Raw genomic sequence first — 18,036 nt, 5'->3', positions numbered from 1 at the left:
TTAGGGAAATATATTTTAATTAAGGGAGATGTAAGTATGAATAAAATAAAGAAGTGTATATATATAACTATTGGATTAATAGCATTTGCATTAGGAGCCATAGGAGTAGTATTGCCTATATTACCAACAACACCATTTTTATTATTAGCATCAGTCTGTTTTGCTAAAGGATCAGATAGATTTAATAATTGGTTTACAAATACAAAAATTTATAAAGAGCATTTGGAGAATTTTGTTAAGGAAAGAGCAATGACATTAAAACAAAAGGTATGTTTATTAGTATTTGCAGATATTATGTTAGCATTTCCGCTAATATTTGTAGATGTATTTGCTATGAGAATAACAATCATACTATTAATGGCATTTAAGTTCTATTATTTTATTTTTAGAATAAAAACAATTTCTGCAGAAGAAAAAGCTGAACTGAATGCAAAAAGGGCAAAGTCTAAAATGAATTTAGCATAAAAATATAAATAGAGTTTTACAAAGGAAAAGGGAAAGTATTATGGAAAGAATATCGTCAACACTTTTTATGGTAGCATTAATTTTATATTATGTTCCAAAAGCTTTTAAAATGAAAAAGAAAAAATATTTAAAGGCACATATTATAATTGGTGGAATATCAATAATAACTATGATTTTAGCTCTTATTGAAAGAACTGGACAAGCAGATTTTATTAAATATGTAGGATTCACTATTATAATGATTTTAATAGGATTAAGTGGATATTTGATTAATAAAAATCCAAAATTATATAGAAAGTTGCATGTAGTTTTTACTATATTATTTTTTGTATATTTATTTACTACTATAATGATTTTTTAAGATAACAAAGGAAGTAAGAGGGAAGAGATAGATGAAAAAAATTTTACTGTCAATAATTATAGTATCTACTATTATTATTGGATATACCCCATTAAATGTTGGAGCAGAAACTATAACAAATATTAATGTTTTAGAAATGAGAAGTGAAAACATTAAATATGAAAATGGAACTTATGAGGTGAAAAACAAAACTTTAAAGGTAGATTCTGATAGAACTTCAGCAGCAAGAAGTTATGTGAGTGAAGATAGTGTAATTGAAATATCAGATGATACTATTACAGCCACTATAGAATTTACTAATAAAAATTTAATGAGTAATACACGTATTAAAGTTAATGGAAAAGAGGTTGAATATATAGGAAATGATGTTAGTGATGCTAACTTAAATTTAAAGTTTAAGTTGGAGTCGTTATCAGATACAGTAGAAGTTTCAACAACTATAAATTTAGGGTTTGTTAAAATGAATGTCTCTTTTAGAGTACAGTTTGATACTATAGAAATACCAATTATATCGGGAGGAAGTTCTGATAATGATCAAACTCAACCAGAAGAAGTTCCACCAACAACAACTCCGGGAGGAGATAATAATACAGGTAATGAAGAAATAGTTAATGAGGGTAAATATACTATAGAAAATGATGCTTTACATATAAGTAAAGATGAAGAATCATTAGCTAGAAAATACTTAGAATATATTAGTGATGTAGAATATAAAGAAGGAAAGATTTATTTAACATTAAAATTTACAGGAAAATCTATGATGACAAATCATGTTATTCAGGTTAATGGAAGTGCAACTAACTTTGATATAGTTGATGAAAGTGGAGAAAATTTTTATGTTAGATTTGAGATAGGAGCTTTAAGTGATAGCATAATAGTAAGTACTAAGGTTTTAGGAACTATGGATGTTGGGTTTAGAGTTAAACTTAAGGATGATACTCTAAAACTATACACTGAAGGTGAAGAAGCTCAAAAACCAAATAACAATAATGCTGCTAATGGAGGACAACAAGGGCCAATAGAATCTACTGATAAGGAAGAAACACAAAAACCAAGTACTCCCAAAAATGAAAATTCAACTGTATATAAAGTGAAAAATGAAATTATAACTGATAGTATTATAGGGTATACAGCCGCTAGGGCTGCAGTTAATAATACATCATATATTGAAGATATAGATGGTGTAAAGTATATTACAGTAGGATTATCACAGCTTGATGTAATGAGTAATATTAGAGTATCTGTAAATGGCTCTAATATTAATTATGAAGTTGTTCGTAAGAGTAGTAGTAGCAATACTATGGATATTAGATTTAAAGTTCCTAGTGTAAATTCAAGTATTAAAATTACTGCTTTTATTAATGCAACTAGAATGGATATTTCATTTGGTTTAGATTTATTAGAAGATACAATGGAAGTTATAAGGAAGAGTGAAGCTAGTATTCCACTTGCTACTGAAAGTATATCAACAATGTTTAATACAGTTAATACTGAAGAAGTATCCCAAAAAAATTCAAAAGTGGTAGCTAAAGATATAGAAGTAGGAGAATACTTTAAAAAATATACAATTGAAAATGATATTATAAGTGATAGTGCTATGGGAAGAGCAATGACAAGAAAATACTTAGATAAGTTAAGTATTTTAGAGGATATAGATGGTAAGTTATATTTAACTTTAAAGTTTTCAGGAACTAGCGCTATGGAGAATATTAAGATTACAGTTAATGGACAAGAAGTAGAGTTTGCTATTGTAGCAACTGATGAAGAAAATGAAATGAAGGCATTTAGATTTACTATAAATGATATAAGTGATGAAATAAGAGTTTATATGAATATTAAAGCTGTAAATATGGATGTTGATTTTGGTGTAGATTTATTAGAAGAAACTCAAATATTAATTGAAGAAGGAACTATTTCAGATTCCATGGGTAAAGAGGATGCTGTACTTGCTACATTAATGAGTAATAAAAAGGAACAAAGCAATTTAAAGGTTATACTTATAACTGCTTTAGCAACAACTATAATTATACTTAGTCTGCAAGGAATAATTTATTCAATAATTAAAAAGAGAGAAAATAAAAGTAATTTAAAAGAAAAATAACAAATCATATTTAAATTATAATTTGATTTATATAATATAAAATTGGCAAAACTTATTTAATGAGGTGTTGCCTAGGTGAATGTTAGAAGTGATAAAAGTTTTAATAATCCATTAATATATATTTTTATTATATTTATATTATCTTCTTTTATATATGAACTATATAGTAAAAATAAACTACTGGCAATTTTTTACGCCTGTAGTTTTTTTGCTTTTTTATTATATTTTAAGGGGAAATATATAACCTTAATATTAATGTTATTTTTTATTGTAGCTTTAAGTAATAATATATTTTTTTATAGATATATTCCTAATGAAATTGAAGAATTAAGAGTAATTGAAGTGAGCAATTATTATGGAAAAGGTGAAGTTAAAGGCAGAATAGTTAATTTATCTAATGTAGACTCAAACTTAGAAGTTGGAAAGAAGTTAATAGTTAAAGGTGAGTTTAGTGAAAATCATAATAAAGCTAAAGGAATAATTGGAGATTATAAAATACAGGAATATAGAGTTTTAAAATCAGACTTTATTGATAAACTTTATAAAAGAAGAAGATACATATATGAAAATATAGAAAATAAGCTAGGGAAAAGAAAAGCAGCATTAATTACATCAGTATCATTTGGCTATAAAAATGATTTAGATAAGGATCATAGAAAGTTGATGAATAGTCTAGGGATATCTCACGCTATTTCTATTTCTGGATTACATTTAGTTTTAATATATAGTATATTAAAATTACTATTAGGAAGTAAATTGAGCTTAATTATAGCATTTATATATGTTATGTTCTCAGGAGCATCAGCACCTGCTGTAAGGGCTTATATAATGATAGTTATATTAAACCTAGGCAATGTAGTAAAACGTAATTACAATCCATTATCGGCCTTATCATTAGCAGGAATAGTATTATTAATAATAAAACCTTATTATATTTACAATTTAGGATTTGTGTTATCTTTTTTAGCTACATTAGGAATAATTTTATTTAATAAAAATTTAAATAAAAAGTTATATAAATTACCGAATTTTATAAGAAGTACTATAGCAATTTCAATAAGTGCCCAAGTACTTACTTTACCTATTATAATTTTATATTTTAATGAAATATCCTTAAATTTTATAATTGGAAATATTGTAATAATTCCGTTTATAAATATTTTGGTGGTTTTAGGAAACATATTAATATTTATAGTAGATGTCACATGGTTATTTAATTACTCTATGTATTTATGTCATTATATTATTAAATATATAGATATTATTATGTATAAGATAGAGTATATGGCATTTGAGTTAATATATTTTCATTATACTGTGGCATATTTTTATATAGCTTTATTAACGACATACTATTTTTATAAAAAGGGATTTAAACAATTTATATATTATCCATTGATTATGGGACTATATATAATAATTTTAGTTTATTCACCATTTCCTAAGATAAGATATTATAATGAGGGGGCTCTACTTATAAGTTATAGAGGAGAGAAAAGTATTATTCAAACTAAGGAGGTAATTGATAAAGAAAAGATTATGAATATTACATTATCAAATTCCTTAATAGGTGAGGTTGATGAAATTAATATTGGGGCAGAAGTAAAATTAAAAAAAGAAGGACAAAACTATATTTTACAAACAACTAATAATGAGTATTTACTGTTTGTAAATTATGAAAAAATTGATGGTGAGTATGATATAATAGATTTCAGAAAAGGCGATATAAAAGAAGTTATCGTATTTGATGATAATATAATAAACTATTAGTTAGGAGTGCAATATAGATTGATTAACATAGATGTGCTAGAAACAGAAATTAAAAAAAATGATATATCCAATGGATATATATTTTGTGGATTAGATGAGGAGCTTATAAAAATAAGTGTTGAAGCTATTATAAATAAGGTTGTTGATAAGGATTTTTTAGATTTAAATCTTATAAAGTTAGATGGATTAACAACTACATTTGAAGAAATTGAAAATGCGTGTGAAACAATGCCCTTCTTTGGAGAGAAAAAAGTTGTTTTAGTATATAGAGCTAATTTTTTAAAAGAGAAGCCTGATAAAGATGGAGTTAAAACTTATAGCGAGATTTCAAAATATATAAAGGATTTGCCATCACATACAGTTCTTATTATGTATTATTTGTTTAATGATAAGAGAGATACACCTAAGAAAAATAAAAAGCTAACTACACTTGATAAGTATGTGAAAGTAGTTCATTGTGATAAGCTTAGAAAAGATAGATATTATAAAAAGGTAGATGATTTATTTAAAGAAAAAGGAAGAACAATAGGGAAGATACAACTTAGATATTTTGCAGATAAGGTTCAAAATAATTTTGATATTATAAAAAGAGAAGTTGATAAATTGGATTGTTATGCACTTGGAAGAGAAATAACTAAGGAAGATATTGATAAATTGATTCAAAATAAGAGTGAAGATGATATATTTGATCTTGTAGAATATATTTCTGTAAGAAAAGTTGAAAAAGCATTAGATTTATTAGATGAATTATTATTTAAAGCAGATCAGCATATGCTAATAGTATCATCTATAGAGAATCACTTTAAAAGGTTATATGAAATTAAGGTATATTTATTAAAGGGAAAAAAGATAGACTTTTTTATGTCTAAATATAGATTACCTCAATTTGTTTGTGAAAAATTAGCGAATCAAGCAGCTAAATTTAATGTAAAACAATTAAGTGAACTTATTAGAATCTGTGTAGATACTGAATTGAAGTTAAAATCCTCAGCTTCAGAAAAGCAAATGGAAATGGAACTTATGTTATTTAAAACATTTATGGTTAAGTAATTAGTTTTTAAATAAATTTTAATTTAATAAAAAGATAAATAAAATATATTACAGTTCATAATTTAAAAAATGTTAAATAATAGCCGGTGAAAAATCACCGGCTTCTTATTTATTACGCCATAGCGTTTAATTTTGCAGCTAATCTTGATTTCTTTCTAGCAGCCATGTTTTGGTGAACTACACCTTTTTGAGCAGCCATGTCTAAAGACTTAGTAGCTTTAACGAATAAAGCTTTAGCTTCTTCAGCGTTGTTAGCAGCTACAGCAGCTTCAAACTTCTTTATAGCAGTTTTTAAAGCTGATTTAACCATTTTGTTTTGTAAAGTTTTCTTTTCAGTAACTTTAATTCTCTTTTTTGCTGATTTAATATTTGCCATTCAATTCACCCCCTTGATATTTTATAGGGCCTCTGCAGTTTTTTGGGGAAATCTGCGTACGAGTTCATTTTCAACAAATCATATTATAACACCTAAAGTTTTTAAGTTCAAGTATGAAATTAAAACTTATTTGGGAAAATAAATTTGATTAGTAATAAAACTTAGGAGGAATATCATGATAAGCGTTAGAACAGACCTTGCAATAGAAGCAAAACAGGCATATACAGAGGAGAATAAAAGAGAACTTGATGGAGTAAAAGTTGATGAAGAAATGGAAGGAGAGGTTAAAATTACTACTGTAACCATTGAAAGTGATGAGGCTGGAAAGGAATTGGGTAAACCAAAAGGGCATTATATTACTATAGATTTTCCAGAATTCACACCATATGATGGTGAATCAATGAATGATTTATCATTAGTTGTAGGAAAAGTTTTGAAAAAACTTGTAGATATTGATGAAAATAAACTTGTTTTAGTTGTTGGTCTTGGAAATTGGAATGTTACTCCAGATGCACTTGGACCAAAGGTAACAGAAAAAATTATGATAACAAGGCATTTAAAACAAGTAATGCCTGATGTAATAGATGATTCAGTAAGACCAGTATGTGCAATAGCCCCAGGAGTTTTAGGTATTACAGGAATAGAAACAGGAGAAGTTATAAAATCATTAGTAGATAAAATCAAACCAGATTTAGTTATATGTGTTGATGCATTAGGGTCTAGAAGATTAGAAAGAGTAAATAGAACTATTCAAATTGGTGATACAGGAATTTCACCAGGGGCTGGAGTTGGAAATCATAGAATGCAAATAAATGAAAAAAGCTTAGGGGTAAAAGTTTTAGCAGTAGGTGTTCCAACTGTTGTTGATGCAGCAACTATAGCAAATGATACTATGGATTTATTATTAGATGATTTATGTAGCAAGGCACAAAAAGGAAAAGAGTTTTATAACATGTTGAAAAGTGTTGATAGAAATGAAAAGAATATGCTTATTAGAGAAATATTAAATCCAGCATTTGGAGATTTAATGGTTACTCCAAAAGATGTAGATACAATTATAGAATCATTATCAAAAATAATTGCAAATGGAATAAATATTGCAGTTCAACCTAATATGGACATGGAAGAGATTAATAAGTTTATGAATTAAATTTTAAAAATTATTTATTAATAATTATGTAAAACCTCCCATATATATAGAAAGAGTAGGGAGGGATAAAAATGCAGTGGGTTAATGGAAGTAATAATGTTAAGAAAAAAAGAAATGGTATTAGTATTGGATATATAGTTCTATTAGTTATTATGATTATTTTTTTTATAAGAGCTGGTAGTGTTATTAATAGTTATAGAGAACGTGGTGGATTAGCATATGTGCAATTGCTTAATTATTCGATGCCAGTAGTAGAGACACAAATATATGATAGTACAGCATATAGAGAAAATAAAGTAAGTATTAAAAGAGTAATAGTTGAGGCTTTAGGACTTAATAAAATAACTACTTATGGAATAGTAGGCAACGAAGTATCTTTTTTTGGTGGTATAAATAAATTTAATAATAAAGATAAAATAGATAATTCTGCTAAAGCAACATTTGGACTTTTTGAACCATATGTTGTTAAAGAAGAAAGTATAGCTAGAGTTACAGAGGAGGATTTAGCAGAACTTAATAAGACTAGTGCAGCTTATAATCCTTCACTTAAGAAAACATTAGATGATTCTAATGTAGAAATATTAATTTATCATACACATACTCATGAGGGATATGCAGAATCTGGATCAGATACAGAGCAAGAGGAATTTAGTGTTGTTGGTGTAGGAGATGTATTAGCTCAAGAGTTAGAAGAAGGATATGGAATATCAGTAGTGCACGATAAAACCATTCATGATACTAGTCCTTATAATCAATCTTATTATAGATCAGAATCTACGGTACAAAGTTATTTAAATCAGTTTCCTAATTTGAAATTAGTAATAGACTTGCATAGAAATAGTGGGCCTACTAAAGAGCAAACAACAACAGTAATAAATGATCAAAGCTTAGCAAGAATATTATTTGTTACTTCAAAAAACTCACCTAATTATCCGCAAATGATGGAAGCTGTTAATGGAATGATTTCTATTTCAGAAGAACTTTTTCCAGGACTAATGGGAGACGGAAGAGATGGAACAGGACTTTATGAATATAATTCTGGATCAAATACATTTAATCAAAAGTTAAGTCCGGCATGTGTGTTAACAGAATTCGGAACAGAACTTAATAGTGCACAAGAGTCTAAATTGAGTGCAAAATATTTAGCAAGAATAATTGCAGAATATTTTAATAGTAAACAATAAATTGAATAAAAGTTTGAAAAGTGAGCATCCTTATAGCTAATAAGCAAGGAGCTCATTTTTATTTTATTGATATATAGATTAAGTTAAAGAGGAGATGTTATTTTGAAGATTATTAAGAATTTTCTTATACCAGGATTTGCAATAATTTTACTTCTTATAGGATGTATAAAAATAAATATAATAAATACTGAATCTTTATCACCATTAGGAAATACTGATGATAATTTTAAAGTAGTAAGTGAGGAGTTTGGTGAGGATTTTCAAGAGTTCATTAAAGACAATAGTATAGTTAAAATTTATGTTGGTGAAAAAAATGATGGTTTAGCTACAGTAAAGATATACAATAAGGAAATTAAATTAACCAATGATAATTTGTTTATGAATTCTATAAAAAAAGTAGGCGGATATTTTAATAGGCTTTTTATAAATGTAAAGGATAAAATAAATAAAACAACAAAAACTAATAGTGAATATAATGAAAAAAATAAAGTTATAAATGAAGATAGTAAGAGTGAATTTGATGAAAATGTAGATGATTTTATAGAAAATATTAATAATAAATAAAATACTATTAAGGTTAATATTATTTCGACGTTAATATTCTTGACACTTACTCTATACTCTATGTTATAATTTAGCTTGATTTAACAATATGGGGGTGAAGAAGCTACTAATATAATTAGTAGTTAAGATATATGCAAAGTAATAGACAATCAAAGATTAGAAACTTTTCAATAGTAGCACATATAGACCACGGTAAGTCAACCCTAGCGGATAGATTATTAGAAATTACAGGGACTCTTACTAAAAGAGAAATGGAAGAGCAAGTTCTTGATAATATGGAAATAGAAAGAGAAAGAGGGATTACAATAAAATCTCAAGCTGCAAGACTTGTTTACAGACGTGATGATGGTGAAGAATATATATTAAACTTAATTGATACACCAGGACATGTAGACTTTACATATGAAGTTTCAAGAAGTTTAGCCGCTTGTGAAGGAGCGCTATTAGTAGTAGATGCAACTCAAGGTATTGAAGCCCAAACTTTAGCTAACTGTTATCTTGCTTTAGACAATGACTTAGAAATAGCACCAGTTATTAATAAGATTGATTTACCATCTTCAAGAGCTGATGAAGTTAAGGAAGAAATTGAAGATGTTATAGGAATTGAAGCAGAAGATGCTCCAATGATATCAGCAAAAACAGGACTAAATGTTGAGGATGTGCTTGAAACTATAATAGAAAAGATACCAGCACCAAATGGAGATGAGGAAGCGCCGCTTAAAGCTTTAATATTTGATTCATACTATGACAGTTATAAAGGTGTTGTATGTTATGTAAGAATACTTGATGGTAAAGTTAAAGCTGGAACTAAGATAAAGCTTATGAATACAAATAAGGTTTATGATGTTGTAGAAGTAGGGGTATTTACACCAAAGCTATTACCAATAGGTGAGCTTATGGCTGGTGATGTTGGATATATAACAGCATCTATAAAAAATGTTGCGGATGCTAGAGTTGGTGATACTATTACAGAAGCTGATAGACCAACAGCAGAAGCTCTTCCAGGATATAAAAAGGCAGTGCCTATGGTTTATTCAGGTATTTATCCAGTTGATGGAGCTAAGTATGATGAATTAAGAGAAGCGTTAGAAAAATTACAAATAAATGATGCTGCATTAGATTTTGAACCAGAAACATCTATAGCGTTAGGATTTGGATTTAGATGTGGATTCCTTGGGTTACTTCATATGGAAATAATTCAAGAAAGAATAGAAAGAGAATTCAATTTAGATATTATAACAACTGCGCCTTCTGTTATATATAAGGTTACAAAGACTAATGGTGAAACTTTAGATTTAACAAACCCAACTAATTTACCAGAGCCGACAGAAATAGAATCTATGGAAGAACCTATAGTTAAAGCATCTGTAATTGCACCAACTGAGTACGTTGGAGCTATAATGGATTTATGTCAAGAAAGAAGAGGAGTATATATAGATATGCAATACTTAGAAGAAACAAGAGTATGCATAAATTATGATATTCCATTAAATGAAATTGTTTATGACTTCTTTGATACTTTAAAATCAAGAACAAGAGGTTATGCTTCGTTTGACTATGAATTTAAAGGATATACTAAAACAGAGCTTGTTAAGCTTGATATATTATTAAATGGAGATATAGTTGATGCTTTATCAATGATAGTTCCAAAAGAAAGAGCTTACCATAAAGGAAGAGGAATTGCAGAAAAACTTAAGGAGATTATTCCAAGACAAATGTTTGAAGTTCCAATTCAAGCAGCAGTAGGTTCTAAGGTTATAGCAAGAGAAACAGTTAAGGCTATGAGAAAAGACGTACTTGCTAAATGTTATGGCGGAGATATTTCAAGAAAGAAGAAGCTTCTTGAAAAGCAAAAAGAAGGTAAGAAGAGAATGAGACAAGTGGGATCAGTAGAAGTGCCACAAGAAGCATTCATGGCTGTTCTTAAAGTAGACTAATAATCTTAATGAAAAGACATTGCAGTAGCAATGTCTTTTTTCATAATTAAGTTAAATCATAAATATGAAGTTTAGAGGAGAAAAAATATGAAAGAAATAAGTTTATATATACATATACCATTTTGTAAGCAAAGATGTTTTTATTGTGATTTCCCTACTTTTTCAGGAAAAGAACAATTTAGAGAAGCATATGTCGATGCTTTAATTAAAGAGTTAAAGGAAAAATGCACTAATTATTTGGTTAAGACAATATTTATTGGTGGCGGAACACCATCACATCTTGAGGAAAAGGAGCTTGAAAAACTTTTAAAAGCAGTATCTAAATTAAATTTATCAGAAGATATAGAGTATTCTATGGAGTGTAATCCTGGAACTGTAAATGAAGAAAAATTAAAGATAATGAAAAAATATGGAATAAATAGAATAAGTTTTGGTCTTCAATCATGTAATGACGAATTATTGAAAAAGATTGGGCGTATACATACATTTAAAGAGTTTTTAGAAAATTATAATTTGGCGAGAAAAGTAGGATTTAATAATATAAATATTGATTTAATGTATGGACTTCCTAACTTAACTGTAGAATTATGGAAGGTTACATTAGAAAAGATATGTGAGTTAAAGCCAGAGCATATTTCTGCATATAGTTTAATCATTGAAGAAGGAACTGCTTTTTATAACTTATATGAAAAAGATAAACTTGAACTTCCAAACGAAGATGATGAACGAGTAATGGATAAGTTAACTAAGGATATTTTAAAGGAAAATGGATATCATCAGTATGAGATTTCTAATTTTGCTCTAAATGGGAAAGAATGTAGACATAATAAGGTTTATTGGTCTTTAGGTGAATATATAGGAGTTGGTAGTGCGAGCAGTTCTTATATTGATGGATATAGGTTTACAAATACAAGTAATATAAATGAATATATAAAAAATATAAATAATAAAGAAGAAGCAATAGTAGATAAATATAAGAATTCTATTGAAGATGAAATGGAAGAGTTTATCTTTATGGGATTAAGAATGATTTATGGTATAGATTTGTTAAAATTTAAGAGAAAATTTGGCGTAGATATAAATAGTATATATAAGAAAGTCATTGAGAAAAATATAAAAGATGGTTTGCTTGTTATAGATGATACAAGAATGTTTTTAACTTATAAAGGAATGGAATTATCAAATAGTGTAATGTCAGAATTTATACTAGATAAATAATAAAAATGAAAAACGAAGGAAAAAGGAGTAATTAAGAGATGGAAAGAGAAAATGGAGAAAAAGTTAAATTATATAAAAAAAATAGTTGAAAATTTAAAGAAATATGAAATTGACAAAAAAAACAAATAAGAATATATTGATAATGTAGTCATTAGCACTCGACTTTAATGAGTGCTAACAATAGGGGTGATGAAATGGCTATTGATGCAAGAAAAATAAGAATACTTCAAGCCATTATTAATGACTATATAGTAACAGGTGAGCCTGTTGGTTCAAGAACAATAGCTAAGAAGTATGATTTAGGTGTGGGATCTGCAACTATAAGAAATGAAATGGCGGATCTAGAGGAAATGGGATACTTAGAACAGCCTCACACATCAGCAGGCAGAATACCATCTAGTAAGGGATATAGATTATATGTTGATAAGTTAATGGAAACACCAAAGCTAAGTAGAGATGAAGAGCTAAGAATTAAAGAATATTTAATTAATTCAGCTATGCATGAAGTTGATACTATATTAAAAGAAGCTTGTGTTTTATTATCAGAATTAACAAATTTAACTTGTATAGTTCAAACACCTTCTATGAAAAGAAGTTATATAAGATCACTACAATTAATAAAAATAGATGAAACAAATTTAATAGCTGTTATAGTAACAGATAGTGGTGTTATAAAAAATCATAGAATTAAAATTAATACTGTACCAAGTAGTGAAGAACTTATTAGAATCAATGAGGTATTAAATTCTAAATTAAAGAATTTAACAATTGAAGCTATTAATTTAGAAGTTATTAATGAGCTTAAGAATGACTTAGTAGGGTTTGATGATTTATTTAATGCAATGCTTCCAGCTTTATATGAAAGTTTAAATAATAGTTCAAAATCAGACTTGGTTGTTGAAGGAACAACAAATCTTTTCAATTATCCAGAGTATAACGATATTGAAAAGGCTAAAGAAGTACTTCAATTAATAAGTAATAAGGATTGTGTAATAGAACTGCTTGAAAATAGTGGGGATATATCAATTAAAATTGGTGATGAAAATTATATTCCAGAAGCTAAGGATTGTTCAGTAATAACGGCAGAGTATTCCTTAGGAGGAAGACCAATTGGAAGTATTGGGCTTATTGGTCCACAAAGAATTAATTATTCAAAAGTTATTTCTATAATGGCGCAAGTCATGAAAGAATTAAATAAAAGTCTTAAGGATCAAGAGTATTGATTAAAGAGAGATGAGGTGTAAAGATGGAAGAAAACAAAGATTTAAGAGATGAAGAAATATTAGAGGGAAATGATACAGTTGAAGAAAATGCTGAAGCTACAGAAAATGAAGAAGTAGAAGAAATAATAGAAGAATATTCTGAAACTGATGATTTATCTATGATAAGAAAGCTAAAAGATGAAAATAAAAAACTTTCTAATGAATTAGATGCATTAAAGGAAAGATTACTTAGACTTACTGCTGAGTATGATAATTACAGAAAAAGAACTGCAAAGGAAAAAGAAGGTATTTATACAGATGCTTGTACAGATGTATTAAAAGAAGTACTTCCTGTTGCAGATAACTTAGAAAGAGCTTTAGCTGTAGATGGAAATGTAGAAGATCTAAAAAAAGGTGTTGAGATGACAATAAAAGGATTCTTAAACGCTTTAGAAAAACTAGGAGTTGAAGAAATTGATACAGCTAATGGTTTTGATCCAAATTTACATCAAGCAATTTCAGTTGTTGAAGATAAGAATTTAAATAGCAATGATGTTGCTCAAGTATACCAAAAGGGATACAAAAAAGGAGAAAAAGTAATCAGATATTCAATGGTTACAGTAGCAAAATAGTAAATAAGGAAAATTTTTAAATAGATATGTAAATTTCGAGGAGGAAAAAATTATGGGAAAAATTATAGGTATTGATTTAGGTACAACAAATTCATGTGTAGCAGTTATGGAAGGTGGAGAACCAGTAGTTATCACTAACTCTGAAGGTGCAAGAACTACTCCATCAGTAGTTTCATTCCAAGCTAACGGTGAAAGATTAGTAGGACAAATTGCTAAAAGACAAGCAATTACAAATCCAGAACACACAATAATTTCAATAAAAAGAGAAATGGGAACAGACCATAAAACTCATATAGATGAAAAGACTTATTCACCACAAGAAATATCTGCAATGATACTTCAAAAAATAAAAGCTGATGCAGAAGCTTACTTAGGTGAAACTGTAACTCAAGCTGTTATCACAGTTCCAGCATACTTTAATGATGCTGAAAGACAAGCAACTAAAGATGCTGGTAGAATAGCAGGATTAGAAGTATTAAGAATAATAAACGAACCAACAGCTGCTTCATTAGCTTACGGATTAGATAAGACTGATCACAGTGAAAAGATTTTTGTTTATGACTTAGGTGGAGGTACATTTGACGTATCTATTCTTGAATTAGGTGATGGAGTATTTGAAGTATTATCAACAAATGGAGATACTCATTTAGGTGGAGATGACTTTGACCAAAAAATTATTGATTATATAGCAAATGACTTCAAATCTCAATATGGAATTGATTTAAGAAATGATAAGAGTGCAGTTCAAAGATTAAAAGAAGCTGCAGAAAAAGCTAAGATTGAATTATCATCATCAATGCAAACAAATATCAACTTACCATTCATCACTGCGGATAGCACTGGTCCAAAGCACATTGATATGAACTTAACTAGAGCAAAATTCAATGAATTAACTCATGACTTAGTTCAAAGATCAATTGAACCAATGAAGAAAGCATTAAGTGATGCTGGATTATCAATTAGTCAAATTGATAAAGTTATATTAGTTGGTGGATCAACAAGAATACCTGCAGTTCAAGAAGCTGTTAAAAACTTTACAGGAAAAGAGCCTTCAAAGGGAGTTAATCCAGATGAATGTGTAGCTATGGGTGCTGCAATTCAAGCAGGTGTTTTAACTGGAGAAGTTAAAGACGTATTATTACTAGATGTTACTCCATTAACATTAGGTATTGAAACTTTAGGAGGAGTTGCTACTCCATTAATCGAAAGAAATACAACTATACCAGCTAAGAAGAGCCAAGTGTTCTCAACTGCAGCAGATGGTCAAACATCAGTTGAAATACACGTAGTACAAGGTGAAAGACAAATGGCAGCTGACAACAAGACTTTAGGTAGATTTACTTTATCAGGTATTGCTCCAGCTCCAAGAGGAATTCCACAAATCGAAGTTACTTTTGATATAGATGCTAACGGTATTGTTAAGGTATCTGCTATGGATAAAGGAACTGGTAAAGAAGCAAACATCACAATTACTGCTTCAACTAACTTAAGTGATGACGAAGTAGATAGAGCAGTAAAAGAAGCAGAAAGATTTGCTGAAGAAGATAAGAAGAGAAAAGAATCTATAGAAGTTAAGAACAATGCAGATCAATTAGCATATCAAACAGAAAAGCAATTAGAAGAGCTTGGAGATAAGATATCTGCTGATGATAAAGCTAAAATAACAGCTAAATTAGATGCATTAAAGGCAGTTAAGGATGGAGAAGATTTAGAAGCAATTAAAAAAGCTACTGAAGAATTAACTCAAGAATTCTATGCTATATCATCAAAAATGTATGCTGATGCTCAAGGTGCAGCAGGAGCTGAAGGTGCAGGATTTGATCCAAACAATATGGGTGGAAATACAAATCAAGGACCAGCTCATGATGATAATGTAGTAGATGCTGATTTCGAAGTAAAAGACGAAAAATAATATAAATAATATAAATAATATAAATAGGGAAGACAAAAGTCGTCTTCCCTTTTTGAAAGTTTAGGTATTTACGAATATTTTTATAAGTGTTAATATAAATTAGGCGAATATAAATAGGTGGTGAGTATATAGATGGCAAATAAAGACTATTATGCTGTGCTTGGACTTGAAAAAGGTGCAAGTGATGATGAAATAAAAAAAGCCTTTAGAAAGCTAGCTATTAAATACCATCCTGATAAGAATCAAGGTAATAAGGAAGCAGAAGAAAAGTTTAAAGATATAAATGAAGCATATCAAGTACTTTCTGACCCAGAGAAGAAAGCTAGATATGATCAATTTGGTACTGCTGACTTTGATGGAAGTGGATTTGGAGCAGGTGGATTTGGTGGCTTTGACTTCTCAGATATGGGAGGATTTGGAGATATATTTGAAAGTTTCTTTGGTGGGGGAAGCGGTTCTTCAAGAAGAAGAAATGGCCCAGTTAAAGGTGCTGATATAGAATATACTTTAAATTTAACTTTTGAAGAAGCTATATTTGGTGTAGAAAAAGAAATTACTATAAACAGAAATGAGAATTGTGAGTCTTGTAGAGGTACTGGTGCAGAAGCAGGAACATCTCCAAAGACTTGTCCAACATGTAATGGAAGTGGGCAAGTTAGAGTTCAAAGACAAACACCTCTTGGAAGTTTTGTAAGCACTTCTACATGTGATAGATGTGGAGGTAAGGGAACAATAGTTGAAACTCCATGTTCAAGCTGTAGTGGTAGAGGTAAGGTAAGAAAAACTAGAAAAATTAAGATAAATGTACCTGCAGGTGTTGATACAGGAAATGTAATGCCGCTAAGAGGGCAAGGTGAACATGGATCTAATGATGGACCTCCAGGAGATTTATATATTAGAATAAATGTGGCTAAGTCTAAACAGTTTGATAGAAGAGGAACTGATATCTATATAGAAACTCATATATCAATGGGAAGAGCAACTTTAGGGGTTGAAATAACAGTTCCAACAGTAGATGGAGATGTTAAGTATAATATTCCGGCAGGAACTCAATCTGGAACTATGTTTAGATTAAAAGGCAAGGGTGTACCTAAGGTTCACTCAAATGCAAGAGGAGATCAATATGTAAAAGTAATAGTTGATATTCCTAAGAGTTTAAATTCTAAACAAAGAGAAGCCTTAGAAGCATTTATGGAAGCTTGTGGAGAAAGTGTTGACGGAGAAGTTACCCATAAAAAAGGTTTAAAGGATTTGTTTAATAAGAAATAAAAAGATGTTGCAATTGCAACATCTTTTTTTTAATTTATAAATTGACTTAATACTTTAATAGTTTCTTCATTTCTAGTTGAACTTATAGCTATACATAGGACAGTATTTTCGTTGTTAAACCCAGCATCCTTTAATAAGTTTAAGTTGTCTACTTTAATTCCGTAGATTTTATCATTTCCCGATTCATCTTTTGCTGTTACTAAATTATCATTAGATATATTTAATGCATCAAATCCTTCTAATGAATTTAAATCAAGTAACATATTGTTATTGGCAAAATATTCAAAGTTGTTTTTTTCTGTCAAAAGGATATCGATTTCACTAGCAGCTAATTTAACTGCGAATGCTTGAGTTGTTGTAGGATCATCTCCGTGCTTAGAATTTAAATTTAATAATAATGTATCTGTAAAAATAGCAGATTTTTTATTATCTCCTAAAATGGTTTCGTTTAATTTATCTTTAATTCCATTAAAACTATCTAAATTAACGGTTGAACCATAATATGTAATATTACAATAAGTATCTTGCTTAGTTACAATTGAGTATGATATATATCCTATAATTATTATAGCTAGTAGAGTTGTTATTATGGGAAGTTTGTAATAATCATATATGAATTCAAATTTCTTTTTAGCTGATAAAGATTTAAATTTTTCTTTAACAGATATTTCAGAGTCTAAAGGTGGTTTGTTTTTTACTGGAACCATATAATCACTCCTTTATTTATTTGTATATTTATGTCTATTTTATAGAAAAAAATGATAAAAATCAATTGATATAAATTTAAAAAATTGGTAAACATTTAAAAAGTTGATGGTTATAATTAAATATTTAAATAACTAGAT

General features: G+C 28.5%; 16 protein-coding genes. 14 read left to right on the top strand and 2 right to left on the bottom strand.

Features of this window, described 5'->3' with window-relative positions; genetic code table 11:
• Positions 1-36 precede the first annotated feature (36 nt).
• The 5 genes from I4V51_RS04300 to holA all read left to right on the top strand — a co-directional run bounded on the left by I4V51_RS04300 (position 37) and on the right by holA (position 5,747).
• A complete protein-coding gene (locus I4V51_RS04300; RefSeq protein ID WP_195987081.1) occupies positions 37-465 on the top strand; it encodes a YbaN family protein in 429 nt (142 codons plus the stop codon).
• 40 nt (positions 466-505) lie between these two features.
• Positions 506-826: a hypothetical protein gene (locus I4V51_RS04295; protein WP_195987080.1), complete on the top strand. Its 321-nt coding sequence runs from the start codon at positions 506-508 to the stop codon at positions 824-826.
• Between the two features lie 31 nt (positions 827-857).
• Complete coding sequence (locus tag I4V51_RS04290) at positions 858-2,927, top strand: NEAT domain-containing protein (RefSeq protein ID WP_195987079.1); 2,070 nt, start codon at positions 858-860, stop codon at positions 2,925-2,927.
• Positions 2,928-3,269: 342 nt separating this feature from the next.
• Positions 3,270-4,697 (top strand): ComEC/Rec2 family competence protein, encoded by a 1,428-nt coding sequence (locus tag I4V51_RS04285; RefSeq protein WP_195987078.1) that lies wholly within the window; start codon positions 3,270-3,272, stop codon positions 4,695-4,697.
• A gap of 18 nt (positions 4,698-4,715) precedes the next feature.
• Positions 4,716-5,747 (top strand): DNA polymerase III subunit delta, encoded by a 1,032-nt coding sequence (holA, locus tag I4V51_RS04280; protein ID WP_195987077.1) that lies wholly within the window; start codon positions 4,716-4,718, stop codon positions 5,745-5,747.
• Positions 5,748-5,859: 112 nt separating this feature from the next.
• On the opposite strand, the gene rpsT is transcribed toward holA, so the two are convergent.
• On the bottom strand, positions 5,860-6,123 hold the full coding sequence (gene rpsT / locus I4V51_RS04275; RefSeq protein WP_195987076.1) for a 30S ribosomal protein S20: 264 nt from the start codon (positions 6,121-6,123) through the stop codon (positions 5,860-5,862).
• 175 nt (positions 6,124-6,298) lie between these two features.
• Here rpsT and gpr point away from each other — a divergent pair, with 175 nt between their 5' ends.
• The 9 genes from gpr to dnaJ all read left to right on the top strand — a co-directional run bounded on the left by gpr (position 6,299) and on the right by dnaJ (position 17,191).
• Positions 6,299-7,273 carry a GPR endopeptidase gene (gpr, locus tag I4V51_RS04270; protein WP_195987075.1) on the top strand — a complete coding sequence of 325 codons (975 nt, stop codon included), beginning with the start codon at positions 6,299-6,301 and terminating at the stop codon, positions 7,271-7,273.
• 71 nt (positions 7,274-7,344) lie between these two features.
• Positions 7,345-8,457 carry a stage II sporulation protein P gene (locus I4V51_RS04265; RefSeq protein ID WP_195987074.1) on the top strand — a complete coding sequence of 371 codons (1,113 nt, stop codon included), beginning with the start codon at positions 7,345-7,347 and terminating at the stop codon, positions 8,455-8,457.
• Between the two features lie 102 nt (positions 8,458-8,559).
• The gene (locus I4V51_RS04260) at positions 8,560-9,021 is read left to right on the top strand and encodes a hypothetical protein (RefSeq protein ID WP_195987073.1); all 462 of its coding nucleotides are present in this window, start codon (positions 8,560-8,562) and stop codon (positions 9,019-9,021) included.
• Positions 9,022-9,152: 131 nt separating this feature from the next.
• Positions 9,153-10,958: a translation elongation factor 4 gene (lepA, locus tag I4V51_RS04255; protein ID WP_195987072.1), complete on the top strand. Its 1,806-nt coding sequence runs from the start codon at positions 9,153-9,155 to the stop codon at positions 10,956-10,958.
• 87 nt (positions 10,959-11,045) lie between these two features.
• Positions 11,046-12,176: a radical SAM family heme chaperone HemW gene (gene hemW, locus I4V51_RS04250; RefSeq protein WP_195987071.1), complete on the top strand. Its 1,131-nt coding sequence runs from the start codon at positions 11,046-11,048 to the stop codon at positions 12,174-12,176.
• Between the two features lie 194 nt (positions 12,177-12,370).
• Positions 12,371-13,399: a heat-inducible transcriptional repressor HrcA gene (gene hrcA / locus I4V51_RS04245; RefSeq protein ID WP_195987070.1), complete on the top strand. Its 1,029-nt coding sequence runs from the start codon at positions 12,371-12,373 to the stop codon at positions 13,397-13,399.
• Between the two features lie 23 nt (positions 13,400-13,422).
• Positions 13,423-14,010 carry a nucleotide exchange factor GrpE gene (gene grpE / locus I4V51_RS04240; protein WP_195987069.1) on the top strand — a complete coding sequence of 196 codons (588 nt, stop codon included), beginning with the start codon at positions 13,423-13,425 and terminating at the stop codon, positions 14,008-14,010.
• Positions 14,011-14,062: 52 nt separating this feature from the next.
• Positions 14,063-15,922 carry a molecular chaperone DnaK gene (gene dnaK, locus I4V51_RS04235; RefSeq protein WP_195987068.1) on the top strand — a complete coding sequence of 620 codons (1,860 nt, stop codon included), beginning with the start codon at positions 14,063-14,065 and terminating at the stop codon, positions 15,920-15,922.
• 132 nt (positions 15,923-16,054) lie between these two features.
• The gene (dnaJ, locus tag I4V51_RS04230; protein ID WP_195987067.1) at positions 16,055-17,191 is read left to right on the top strand and encodes a molecular chaperone DnaJ; all 1,137 of its coding nucleotides are present in this window, start codon (positions 16,055-16,057) and stop codon (positions 17,189-17,191) included.
• Positions 17,192-17,220: 29 nt separating this feature from the next.
• On the opposite strand, the gene I4V51_RS04225 is transcribed toward dnaJ, so the two are convergent.
• The gene (locus I4V51_RS04225) at positions 17,221-17,898 is read right to left on the bottom strand and encodes a hypothetical protein (RefSeq protein WP_195987066.1); all 678 of its coding nucleotides are present in this window, start codon (positions 17,896-17,898) and stop codon (positions 17,221-17,223) included.
• Between the last annotated feature and the right edge of the window lie 138 nt (positions 17,899-18,036).

It is taken from the genome of Clostridium sp. D53t1_180928_C8, from assembly GCF_015667795.1.
Classification (GTDB): Bacteria; Bacillota; Clostridia; order Clostridiales; family Clostridiaceae; genus Clostridium.
This window is presented reverse-complemented; position numbering and strand designations above follow the sequence as displayed.